The 11621-nt window shown below is 70.8% G+C and carries 12 protein-coding genes; 10 read left to right on the top strand and 2 right to left on the bottom strand.

Annotation, left to right across the window (positions count from 1 at the left end; translation table 11 throughout):
• Positions 1-72: 72 nt before the first annotated feature.
• The 7 genes from OG710_RS13250 (at position 73) to OG710_RS13220 (ending at position 5891) form a co-directional block, all read left to right on the top strand.
• Entirely contained in the window at positions 73-1668 is a 1596-nt protein-coding gene (locus OG710_RS13250; RefSeq protein WP_330239523.1) for an AMP-binding protein, read from the top strand.
• A 197-nt stretch (positions 1669-1865) separates the two neighbouring features.
• A complete protein-coding gene (locus OG710_RS13245; protein WP_330239522.1) occupies positions 1866-2609 on the top strand; it encodes a DUF6879 family protein in 744 nt (247 codons plus the stop codon).
• A complete protein-coding gene (locus OG710_RS13240) occupies positions 2606-3454 on the top strand; it encodes a helix-turn-helix domain-containing protein (RefSeq protein WP_330239521.1) in 849 nt (282 codons plus the stop codon). The genes OG710_RS13245 and OG710_RS13240 overlap by 4 nt, the downstream gene beginning before the upstream one ends.
• A 122-nt stretch (positions 3455-3576) precedes the next feature.
• Positions 3577-3969 (top strand): hypothetical protein, encoded by a 393-nt coding sequence (locus OG710_RS13235; RefSeq protein ID WP_330239520.1) that lies wholly within the window; start codon positions 3577-3579, stop codon positions 3967-3969.
• Between the two features lie 7 nt (positions 3970-3976).
• Complete coding sequence (locus OG710_RS13230; RefSeq protein WP_330239519.1) at positions 3977-4630, top strand: DUF6875 domain-containing protein; 654 nt, start codon at positions 3977-3979, stop codon at positions 4628-4630.
• Positions 4594-5439: a hypothetical protein gene (locus tag OG710_RS13225; protein WP_330239518.1), complete on the top strand. Its 846-nt coding sequence runs from the start codon at positions 4594-4596 to the stop codon at positions 5437-5439. The genes OG710_RS13230 and OG710_RS13225 overlap by 37 nt, the downstream gene beginning before the upstream one ends.
• Positions 5440-5495: 56 nt before the next feature.
• On the top strand, positions 5496-5891 hold the full coding sequence (locus OG710_RS13220; protein ID WP_330239517.1) for a GNAT family N-acetyltransferase: 396 nt from the start codon (positions 5496-5498) through the stop codon (positions 5889-5891).
• 48 nt (positions 5892-5939) lie between these two features.
• Here the strand turns inward: OG710_RS13220 and OG710_RS13215 are convergent, their stop codons facing one another.
• On the bottom strand, positions 5940-6482 hold the full coding sequence (locus OG710_RS13215; protein WP_330239516.1) for a hypothetical protein: 543 nt from the start codon (positions 6480-6482) through the stop codon (positions 5940-5942).
• A gap of 199 nt (positions 6483-6681) precedes the next feature.
• Here OG710_RS13215 and OG710_RS13210 point away from each other — a divergent pair, with 199 nt between their 5' ends.
• The 3 genes from OG710_RS13210 (at position 6682) to OG710_RS13200 (ending at position 11199) form a co-directional block, all read left to right on the top strand.
• Positions 6682-8313, top strand: coding sequence for an MFS transporter (locus OG710_RS13210; RefSeq protein WP_330239515.1), 1632 nt, complete (start codon positions 6682-6684; stop codon positions 8311-8313).
• A gap of 253 nt (positions 8314-8566) precedes the next feature.
• Positions 8567-9952, top strand: a complete 1386-nt coding sequence (locus OG710_RS13205) for a KamA family radical SAM protein (RefSeq protein WP_330239514.1) — start codon at positions 8567-8569, stop codon at positions 9950-9952.
• Positions 9949-11199: a pyridoxal phosphate-dependent aminotransferase gene (locus OG710_RS13200; protein ID WP_443064250.1), complete on the top strand. Its 1251-nt coding sequence runs from the start codon at positions 9949-9951 to the stop codon at positions 11197-11199. Before OG710_RS13205 ends, OG710_RS13200 begins: the two co-directional genes overlap by 4 nt.
• 82 nt (positions 11200-11281) lie before the next feature.
• Here the strand turns inward: OG710_RS13200 and OG710_RS13195 are convergent, their stop codons facing one another.
• Positions 11282-11551 carry a phosphopantetheine-binding protein gene (locus OG710_RS13195; RefSeq protein ID WP_111336051.1) on the bottom strand — a complete coding sequence of 90 codons (270 nt, stop codon included), beginning with the start codon at positions 11549-11551 and terminating at the stop codon, positions 11282-11284.
• Between the last annotated feature and the right edge of the window lie 70 nt (positions 11552-11621).

Genomic DNA, 11621 nt, shown 5'->3' with positions numbered 1-11621 from the left:
GAGGGACCTGAACACGCACCACCCCGTGAGGGGCCTGGACAAGGCATCCGGACGAGCAGCGGAGGCGGGCCGATGAGCCTGAGTACGGAGCACCCGGCGGCGGTCGGCGCGCCGGCCGAACGCATCCACGAGTTCATGCTGGCCGCGGCCCGGACCGCGCCGGACAGCCCGGCCGCCTGGGAGGCCGCCGAGGACGGCACGCCGCGCGTCCTCAGCTACCGGCAGCTGGAGCGCAGGGCGCACGACTACGCGGTGACCCTGGACTCCCTGGGGCTCGACATCGGCGACCGGGTCGTCCTGGAGAGCGACAACTCGGCCGCCGCCGTGGCCGCGCTGCTCGCCTGCTCGATGCTCGGGCTCACCTTCATCCCGGTGAGCCCCGAAGTGCCGGACCCCCGGCTGCGGTCGATCATCGACACGGCGGAGCCGGCGCTGCACCTGCAGACGGAGAAGGGCACCCGTGACGGCATCCCGTCCGGCATCGGCACGGCCCGCTTCGGCCCGGACGGGGTGACCGTGGAGCGCGCCCCCGCGGCGCGCGTCCGGCACCGGCGCGATGCGGTCACCACCGACGCCGCGTACATGATCTTCACCTCGGGCACGACGGGCCGCCCCAAGGGAGTGGTGATGAGCCACCGGGGCGTGCTGTCGTTCTACCGGGGCATGCTGCGGCACTCCGTCGTCACACCGCAGGACCGGCTCGCGACGACCTCGCCCCTCCAGTTCGACTTCGCCCTGCTCGACATCGGCCTGGCCCTCGGGTCGGGCGCGCAGCTCATTCCCGTACCGCGTGAACTCATGCACTGGCCGCGGCGGTTTCTGCGGTTCCTCGCGGACACGGGGGCCACGCAGGTGGACGGGGTGCCGTCCATCTGGCGGCCGGTGCTGCGCCACGAGGCGACCGGACTCGCCGCGCTGGCGGGGCAGATACGCGGGGTGCTGTTCTCCGGTGAGGCGTTCCCGCTTCCCGAACTGCGTCAACTGCAAACGCTGCTGGGCCCGGTACGGGTGGTGAACTGCTTCGGCCCGACCGAGGCGATGGCGTTCTCCCTCACCGATGTGCCCAACCCGCTGCCCGAGAACATCGACAAGCTGTCCATCGGCTTCGCGTATCCGGGCGCCGAGATGCTGCTGATCGACGAGGAGGGCCGGCCGGTCGAGGAGCCGGGCGAGGTGGGCGAGATCCACCTGCGCGGCCCGTCCCTGTTCACCGGCTACTGGGACGACCCCGAGGCCACCCGCTCCGTCCTCGTCCCGGACCCGCTCAACCCCCGGTCCGGGCAGCTCGTCTACAAGTCGAGCGACCTGGCGTACCGGGGCGAGAGCGGCGAGCTGTACTTCGTCGGCCGCTCCGACCTCCAGGTCAAGATGCGCGGCAACCGCGTCGAACTGGGCGAGATCGAGCGCCGGCTGCTTGAGTTCCCGGGCGTGGAGGCGGCGGCCGTCGTGGTCCGCCCGCGCCCCGGCGAGGACCCGGAGCTGTACGCGTACGTCGTTCCGGGCCGCGACTTCGACGCCCAGCCGGTCGCACTGAGCGCCTTCTGCAAGAAGACCCTCCCCGACTACATGATCCCCCGCAAGGTCACCCTGACCCCGTCCCTCCCCCTCACCCCGAACGGCAAAACGGACCGCAGAGCACTGGCGGCACGGGCGGCGGAGGAGGGGTAGGAACACCGATTTCTCAGCCGTACCAGGGCCCGGATCAAGCGCCAGGAAGTGCTTCGACTCCTGCCGGTTTGCCGCAGCCTGCCGTGACCTCTGGGGTTGGGCGGCCACGTGTGCGTGAGCATGTGGCGAGAATCGGGCTACCTGGACACTGTTGCAGGAGAGAAACTCAGAGAAATTCCTTCTCTGAGGAGAACGCCATGAGGTTACGGTTCATCGGCAGCACCAGTGGCGGCGGCGGATGCCCCTCGGTCTATGAGACCGACCGGGGTACCGTGGTCGTCCAAGGCTGGAAGATCAACCCGGATGACCAGGCGTACGGAGACGTGCGGGACATGGCCGACGACGAGGACGTTCTCGAGGTGCCCCGAGAGCTGCTGGAGCGGTTCGCTCCGAAGCGCGCGGAGGGCAGCATCGGGCTCGTCAGTGGCGCCGCGTTCGACGAGCTGTTCACCACCTTCGCGCACACGGCCCGGCGGCTGGAGACCCGTACGCACTACGACATCGAGAACGAGCGTGAGTCCTTCGCGCAGTTCCTCGATGGCGAAGAGGTCGATCTCGCCTGGTTCTCCCCGTGGCTCGACACCATGCGCGAGCAGACGGCGGCCGGCAAGACAGTGAGCCGGGTCCGCGTCGTGCCACCGGAGCTGACGGACTATCTGCGGTACGAACTCCACCTCGCGGAGAGCAACACCGCTGCGGGGGAGGACATCCGGTACCTGGACCGGGAGACCGCCAACCGCTTCGTGCTGCCCGACCGGGACTTCTGGCTGTTCGACTCCAGCATCCTCGCGGTCCTCCACTTCACCGACGAGGGCCACCTCCTCGGGGCGGAGGTCATCACCGACCCCGCAGTCGTCGTGGAGCACGCCCGCTGGCTCGACGCGGCTTTCCACCACGCCCGTCCCTTCCGCGAGTTCGTCAAGGAGCATCCGCCGCGTTGAGCACTGCACGACAGGGCGTCCACGAAGCCCGAGAAGAACTGGGCGGACGCCTGCGTGCCATCCGTACGGCTGCCGGCATCGACGGGCGCACTCTGGCAAAGCGTCTGGGCTGGGCACCGAGCAAGATCTCCAAGATCCAGCTCGGCCGCCAGGCCCCGACGGCCGGCGACATAACAGCCTGGACGGCCGCCTGTGGTGTCCCCGAGGCGGCTGCCGAGCTGCACTTGCTGCTGCGCGATCTGGACAGCCGGTACGCGGAGTGGCGTCGGCAGCTACGGGAGGGCCACGCAGCGGTCCAGCGGTCGTGGGCGGAGACGGAAGCCGCCGCCAAGACCGTCCGCGCGTTCGAACCGTGCTGGGTTCCCGGTCTCTTGCAGACGGCCGACTACGCCGCCGCCCGGTTCCGCGAGCACGCCCGCTTGAACGGAAGCCGGCCCGACACGGACGCCGCCGTCGCGGCACGGCTGGCCCGGCAGGAAGTGCTGTACTCGCCCGGCCGTAAACGCTGGCACATCCTGCTGACGGAGGCGGCGCTGCTGTACGGGCTGGCGCCTGCCCCGGTGATGCGCGCGCAGATCGACCGCTTGGTCTCCGCGAGCACCCTGCCGGCCGTGCGGCTCGGCATCGTCCCCATGAGGACCCGGCTTCCCGTCTCGCCCGTACACGGCTTCTGGGTCTTCGACGACCATCAGGTGATCGTCGAGGTCGTCAGTGCCGAGCTGCGGCTGGCGCTGCCCGAAGAAGTGGCCCAGTACCGGAAGGTCTTCGACCTGCTGGCGCAGAGCGCGCTGTATGACGCCGAAGCCAGGCAGCTGCTCATGGCAGCGGCCGATGGCTGGATCTGAGAAATACCGAGAAATTTCTTTGCTGCTTCCCGTCGCCTTGCCCGACCTTGATTACGCAGGCGGCCCACATCGACACGCAACGTGCTGGTGGGGTCGAGGTCATCGACCAGCAGGAGGAGCACATGAGCACAGTGACGGAAGCCGGCGTGCGACTGGAGGAACTGGGCAGGTTCTTCGCCATCACAGCTCGCCGATTCGACGCCGGGCAGTCGGCCCCGGAGATGTTCAGCACGGCGATCGACGCCGCGTGGCACCGATTGGCCCAGGACCCGCAGGCACACCGTGCGTTCACAACCGAGCACGCGGGGCAGGAGCTGATCCATGCCGAGACTTCCGGGCGCGGCCCCATCGCCTGGGTGGGTGAGTACGAGGAGTCGTACGGCCCACTGCCGGAGATCTGGTTCACCACTGCCGACGGCAGCCTCGACATCGGAGCCCTCTCCGCCTACCGGGAGACCGGCCGCGTTGTCGCGGAGTGGAACTGCTCCCCGGCCCCGAGCGACGGCGACCGGTGATCGCCTGATGGCCGTGTGCACCGGCGGAGCGTCCCGGCCGACCGCCGGGGCGCTCCGCCTCGTCGAAGGCAGATCGGTGCGACCGACGTGCGTGGACGTTGAAGGCTATGCGGCGTCGATGTTCGCGTACTGCCCGTACCTCGAAGCGTCCATGGTGCGAGGAATGACCGGGTGGACCGTCTACGAAATCGTTCCCGGAGCCCACCGAGAGGCCGTGGAAGTCGAGTTGTTCCATGTTGCTGTGCAGGCCGCCGAATGGGTTCGGCCGCTGATGAGGCGTCGCCACGGCGCTCTCGCGTGCGAGAACATCGTCATCCTCGGCAATGCTGCGGACGCGGACCACAGTGAGGTGATGGCCTGGCCGCACTGGGCTCTCAAGCACCTCTACGGGCCGGTGGGGGTGATGTTCGGCAAGTTCGCCCAGAGGGCGCGGGAGTGCGACAGGTTCGGCCGGAGCATCCCTTCCGCCCCGGTCTCCTTCCTTCCGGTACGGGCGTCCGTCCGGTCACGCGATCCACAGTTCCTGCATGACACTCCCGATCTCGCACAGTGCCTGGCCGGCGCTGACGACGACGGCCGTGACGTGTTCGAGCACATCCCTTGCGACTGGAAGGCGGTACGGGCATGGGCGGCTTCGCTTCCTGTCCCCCAGAGGCGGTAGCGGCTGCGGAGGCTCTCTGCGGCCCGGTCTCGCTGACGGGGATCACCGAACGGCGCGGTACGGCGGTCTGGAAGGCTGAGGGCTCGCTCAGCCGAGTTGCGGTCAAGGTCGGATACGGCGCCGAGGGAGCCGAGAGCACTGCGCGGGAAGCGGCGACTCTCGACGCCCTGCCCGAATACACCGTCGTCACCGGCGGCTCGGGTGCCGACGTCTGGTACGTCACACCGTGGCTGGACGGGCCGTCCACCTGGGGTCTGTTCGGTCCGGTAAGGGAGGGCAGCGAGGACCGGATGTTCCCTCTTGCCGGAGCAGTGGGGCTGTGCCGGGCGGTCGCCGACTTCCATGCCGCCGGTTGGGTGCACGGTGACCTGCAACCCGCCCACGGCATCCACACCGCCTCCGGCGTGAGGTTGATCGACTTCGCGTGGTCGTGGCGCGAGGGAACCGATCCGTGGCGCGAGTTCAGCGGCGGCATCACCCACCTGATCGCCCCGGAGCTCGCCGCGCGGATCGCCACCGGCCCGCAACCGGTGAAGCCAGCGCCCGCTGCGGACGTCTACGCACTGGCCGGCGTGCTCTGGACCTGCACCACGGGCCGATGGCCGCTGGACTACGAGGCCGTCGGCATCACGGTGAAGGGCACGAGCCCTGCCGAGCTGCGGAAGGCCATCAGCGCGGGCATCCCGCTCACCGAGGCGCGACCGTGGCCACGGTTCCAACACGTGCTCGCCGCCGTCCTGACAGCCCAGGCAGCCGACCGGCCAACGGCCGGCGAACTCGCTGATCGCCTCGCGGAGGTTGCCTCGTGAACGTACGCCCGGCCTCTTCGGACGACGCCGGGGAATTGGCCCGTATCCACGCCGACATGGTAGGAGCCGACACTACCGAACCGTGGCAGGACCGGCTCGCCGAGCACCTGCGCCATCACCTGGGCGGCACCCGGCTCGCCGCGTTCGTGGTCGACGATCCGGAGGGCGGTCTCGCGGCGTGTGCGATGGGCGTGGTCCATCAAGGGCTGCCGGGCCCCGATCACGCCGGGATCTTCGGGCAGATCCAGACCGTCGCCACCGAGGCACGCTTCCGGCGGCGGGGCTACGGCCGCGCCGTCACTCAGGCGCTCATGGACTGGCTGACCGGGCAGGGCTGCACTCTGCTCACCCTGACGGCCAGCGACGCGGGAAGGCCGCTGTACGCATCGCTGGGCTTTACCCCGAACACGCGCGCGATGCGTCTGGTCGGGAAGCCGTACCACCGCGCCTGACGTGGCGGCGCCTCGCGCGCGGGTGCTGCCGTGCGCCCCGAGTCGGCGCTACTCGCGCGTGAGCGCCTCCCGGACCGCCTCGGTGTCCGTGCCGTCGGCGAGGTTGACCGCCTGGTCGACCAGCCAGGTGTCGTGTTCGCCGGGGACGAGGCGGGTTGCCGTGTGGTTGTGCATGCCGTTCCCGGCGGGGCCGAAGGAAACCCGTAGGCCGATACCTGCCGGGTGCCGACCGTGGGCCGGCAGTTCGACGGGACGGCCCGTGGTCACTCGTATCCCCGACGCGTCGCGTGTCGGGGCGAAGCCCCGGATGTCGATGCACTCGGCGATCGTGTCGGCGCCCCAGCTCCGTCGCAGACGGTCGGTGACGGCCCTGCACGCGGTTTCCCAGTCCTGGCCCAATTGGGCCTGCTGGTAGGCCCGCGCGGCCTCGACCGCGGCCGTCGAGCGGTTCTCGCTGCCGCTGCCGCTGCCGCTGCCGCTGCTGCCGTCGCCGTTGTCACCGGCGCCGGCGGAGGCGTCACCGCCGCAGCCCGCCGTCGCCAGGACCGCCGCCACCACCAGCGCCATGCCCGCCGCACCCCGTGCACCCATGTCCGTCCCCCTCGTCCGTCTGCCGACGCTGCATTTCAGCACACAGCCGCAGGCGCGCTTCATACCCGGGCGCAAGCACCGGCCACCCCTATTCGGGGCCCTGAATGCACCCCTGTTCCCGTGCGCGCAGGGCCCCTACGCGTCGGTACTTCCGTTCACTGATACGTACGTCCCGTCCCCCCAGCATTGGACCGTCTCCATGACCAGCTCCCAGAGCGAGAACGCACCTACCGGACCGGAGGCCAGAGCGGGCCGGAAGGAATGGATCGCCCTCGGCGTTCTGCTCCTGCCCGTGCTGCTCGTCTCCATGGACCTGACCGTCCTCTACTTCGCGATTCCGTCCATCAGCGAGGACCTGCGGCCGTCCGGCAGCCAGCAGCTGTGGATGATCGACATCTACGGCTTCGTGCTCGCCGGTGTCCTGCTCACCATGGGGGCGCTCGGCGACCGCATCGGGCGCAGGCGGCTGCTGCTGATGGGGGCCGTGGTCTTCGGCGCCGGATCGCTGCTCGCCGCGTACGCCAACAGCCCCGAGATGGTGATCAGCGCGCGGGCGTTCCAGGGCCTCGGCGGTGCCACGCTGATGCCGTCCACGCTGGCGCTGATCCGGAACATCTTCCGGGAGCAGACCCAGCGGCGTACCGCCATCGCCGTCTGGTCGACGGGCATGGCCGCCGGGGCCGCGCTCGGGCCCGTGGTCAGCGGGGCGCTGCTCGCCGGGTTCTGGTGGGGGTCGGTGTTCCTGATCAACGTGCCCGTGATGGTGCTGCTGCTGGTCGCGGGGCCGTTCCTGCTGCCGGAGTTCAAGGACCCCGCCGCCGGGAGGTTCGACCTGATCAGCGCCGTGCTGTCGCTGGCCGTGATCCTGCCCGTCGTCTACGGGTTCAAGAAGATCGCCGTGGACGGGTTCACCGTGCCGTACGTCCTGGCGATCGTCGTCGGGCTCGCGATCATTCCGGTGTTCCTGCGCCGGCAGCGCACCAGCGCCGACCCGATGATCGACGTATCGCTGTTCCGCAACCGGGCCTTCGGCGCGTCCGTGACCGTCAACATGCTCGCCTGCTTCACCCTCGTCGGGTACTCGCTGTTCTCCACGCAGTACCTGCAGTCCGTGCTCGGCATGAGCGCGCTGAAGTCCGCGCTGTGGACCATCCCCGGCACCGTCGCGGTCGGTGCGGTCGTGCCGCTCGCCACCGTGCTCGTGCGGACCGTGCGCCCGGCCGTCATCATCGCCGCCGGGTTCGGGCTCGCCACCGCCGCGCTGCTGATGCTCACCCAGGTCCCCGCCGAGGACGGGCTCGTCATCATCCTGATCGGCATCATCGCCCTCGCGGTGGGCCTCACCCCGGTCCTCACCCTGGTCACCGAACTCGTCGTCGGCCAGGTGCCGCCGGAGCGCGCCGGGACCGCGTCCGCGCTGCTGCAGACCTGCCAGGAGCTGGGCGGTGCCCTCGGCGTCGCCGTCCTCGGCTCCATCGGCGCCACCGCCTACCGCAACAGCTCCGCGCTGGACGACCCCGCCGGGGTGCCGGCCGACGCGCTGGACGCCGCCCGCGAGACGATCGGCGGCGCGCTGGCGGCGGCGTCCCGGCTGCCCGGTGAGGCGGGCGGGAACCTGGTGGACGCGGCCCGTGCCGCCTTCACCACGGAGGTGCACGCCGCCTCCCTGGCCGGGGCGGTCGTGATGGCGGGCGCGATCGTCGTGGCGCTCGTCGGGCTGCGGTCCGTCCAGCAGGACAACGCGAAGGCGGCGGAACCGGCGGAGTCCGCGGAGGGCGGGGCGCCCGCCGCGCAGGCCGGGGCGCAGGAGCCGGGCGCGGGGCTCGCGTAGCACCCCGCGCCCTACCCCGTCACCGCCCCGCGCGAACATCCCGCGAGGGGTCTCTCAGCAGCCGTCCAGGAGTACGTCCCCCGTTGCTCCTGGGCGGCTTCGCCGTGCGTGCCGGCGGGCAGGGGTGGGCGCGCTTCGTAAGGGTCCGGCTGGGGTCTGTTCTGGGGTCCGGTGGCCGATTCGCGTCCCTAGCATCGCATCGTGTTCGAGCAGACGCTCGAACTGCCAGGCATCAGGCTGGAGGAATATCCGCATGTCCCTGCTGGCAACCGATCCTGCCGAGGCGGCCCGGTTCCGCGCCTACGGACCACGGCAGCTCGATGAGATCGCCGAACGCCACGGCCTGCCCGCCGACATTCGGGAGACCGTCCGGCTCGTGTCGATGGTGCTGCCCTTCCGGGTCAACGAGTACGTCCTGTCGCAGCTGATCGACTGGGACCGCATCCCGGACGATCCGATGTTCCAACTCGTCTTCCCGCAGAAGGGGATGCTCAGCGAGCGGAACGAACGGGAGCTGGCCGCCCTCTCCGCCGACCCGGCGGGCAAGGTCGCGCTGCGCGCGCTGGTGCAGCAGATACGCGGCGGGCTCAACCCGCACCCCTCCGGGCAGAAGGAACTCAACGTCCCCACCCGTGACGGCGCCGAACTCCCCGGACTCCAGCACAAGTACCGCGAGACGGTGCTGTACTTCCCGAGCCAGGGCCAGACCTGCCACGCCTACTGCACGTACTGCTTCCGCTGGGCGCAGTTCGTCGGCGACAGCGAACTGCGGTTCGCCGCACCCGACCCGCGTGGCCTGATCTCGTATCTGGAGGCGCATCCGGACGCGGGCGACGTGCTCGTCACCGGCGGCGACCCGATGGTGATGTCCACCGCGCGGCTGCGCACCCACCTGGAGCCGCTGCTCTCGCTGGAGAGCGTGCGCACCATCCGGATCGGCACGAAGTCCGTGGCGTACTGGCCGCAGCGCTACGTCACCGACCCCGACGCCGACGACGCGCTGCGGCTGTTCGAGAAGGTCGTCGCCACCGGCCGCAACCTCGCCGTGATGGCGCATTTCAGCCACCCGCGCGAGCTGGAGACGGACCTCGCCCGGCGCGCGATCGCCCGCATCAGGTCCACCGGCGCGCTGGTCTACTGCCAGGCCCCGCTGATCGCCAGGGTCAACGACGATCCGGCCGTGTGGGCCCGGATGTGGCGGGCCGAACTCGCCGCCGGCGCCGTGCCGTACTACATGTTCGTGGAGCGCGACACCGGCCCGCACGACTACTTCCGGGTGCCGCTCGCGCGGGCGGCGGAGATCTACCGGGACGCGTACGCGACCCTGCCCGGCCTGGCCCGTACCGTGCGCGGGCCGGTGATGTCCGCGACCCCCGGCAAGGTGGCCGTCGACGGAGTCGTCGAGCGGGCCGAGGGGCTGTTCTTCCAGCTGCGCATGGTGCAGGCCCGCGACCCGAAGCTCGTCGGCCGCCCCTTCCTCGCGCACTACGACGCCGACGCGGCCTGGCTGGACGGGCTGCGCCTGGACCACTCGGTGCCCGCCGACATCGCCCGCGCGATCGCCGGACCGGCGTGGTCGCGCGAACCGGAACTCTTCGGCAGCCGCACCGCGGCCGCCGGGGTGGGGAGCCAGGCGTGAATCCCATGAGCATGTCGCCCAATCTCGCCCTCAACCAGATCGTCGCGGAGCGCCAGGCGGCCGGTGAGCGCATCGTCCACCTCGGCTTCGGCGAGTCGCGGCTGCCGGCCTTCGGGCCGCTGATGGACCGCCTCGCGGCGGGCGCGGTCCGCAACGCGTACGGGCCGGTGGCCGGTTCGCCGGGCGTACGGGAGGCCGTCGCCGGGTACTTCGGCCGGCGCCGGCTGCCCACCGGGCCGGACCAGATCGTCGTCGCGCCGGGCAGCAAGCCGCTGCTGATGGCCCTCGACCTCACCGTGCCCGGCGATGTGCTGCTGCCCCGGCCCGCCTGGAACACCTACGCGCCGCAGGCCCGGCTGGCCGGCAAGGAGCCGATCGCCGTGCCGATCCCCGCGGAGTGCGGCGGGGTGCCCGACCCGGCCCTGCTGCGCGACCGCATCCGGGCCGCCCGCGCCGAGGGGTACGACCCGCGCCTCATGATCCTGACGCTGCCGGACAACCCGACCGGCACCCTCGCCTCCGCCGCGATGATCCGCGAACTGTGCGCCGTCGCCGAGGAGGAGAACCTGCTCATCGTCTCGGACGAGATCTACCGGGACGTCGTGCACGACCCGGACGCCGACTACCTCAGCCCCGCCGAGGTGGCGCCCGCCCGCACCGTCGTCTGCACCGGGCTCAGCAAGTCCCTGGCGCTGGGCGGCTGGCGGATCGGCGCGGCCCGCTTCCCCGAGGGGCCGTGGGGGGAGGCGATCCGGGCCGGGGTCGCCTCGGTGGCCAGCGAGGTGTGGTCCACGCTGCCGGGCCCGATGCAGGAGGTGGCCGAGTACGCCTTCGGGGAGCCCGAGGAGATCCGCGAGCGGCTGCGCGCCGGCGCCCGGCTGCACGGGGCCGTGGCGCGCGAGGTGCACCGCATCGTCGTCGGGGCCGGGGCGCGCTGCCGGCCGCCCACCGGCGCGTTCTACGTCTACCCGGACTTCGAGCCGGTCCGCGAGGAGCTGGCCAAGCACGACGTGACCGATTCGGCGTCGCTGGCGGGCCGGATGCTGGACCTGGGCATCGCCGTCCTCGCTGGGCACCTCCTCGGCGACGAGCCGGGGGCCCTGCGCTTCAAATGCGCGACGAGCATGCTCTACGGCGAGAACGCCGAGCAGCAGGAAACGGCACTGGCCGCCGCCGACCCGCTCGCCGTGCCGCATGTCCGCTCGGTGCTGGATCGGATCGAAGAAGGATTCCAGCGGCTGCTGTAAAAGATCCGGCGGTTTCCCGGAAAAGGGAGCGGCCCGACTCGGATTCATCGTCCTTGTCGGGCCGGGCAGCGGTTCCCTTTTCTCACGCGGCGGATTCTGTTTTGGTGATCAGTGTGTTCCACAGGATGTCCGGGCTGGCGAAGTTCTCCAGCTTCAGGGCGTCGTCCAGGAAACGCACCGAGTAGGCGCTCTCCAGTGCGGCGAGCAGCTCGATCGTGCCCATGGAGTCCAGCCCGAGTTCCTTGAGGCGGGAATCGTCGGACAGTTTCTCGGCCGGGTCGAGATAGGGCAGGAACGGACGGATGACGGCCTCGAAGGCTTCGTCCCAGGTGTGATTCGTGAGTTCTGGCATACGGGAATGATGGGGGCGCCCGTCGGTGGCTGTCAATGCGTCCCGAAAATGTCAGGAAGGCGTCCGGAGA

It is taken from the genome of Streptomyces sp. NBC_00525 (genome assembly GCF_036346595.1).
Lineage (GTDB): Bacteria > Actinomycetota > Actinomycetes > Streptomycetales > Streptomycetaceae > Streptomyces.
This window is presented reverse-complemented; position numbering and strand designations above follow the sequence as displayed.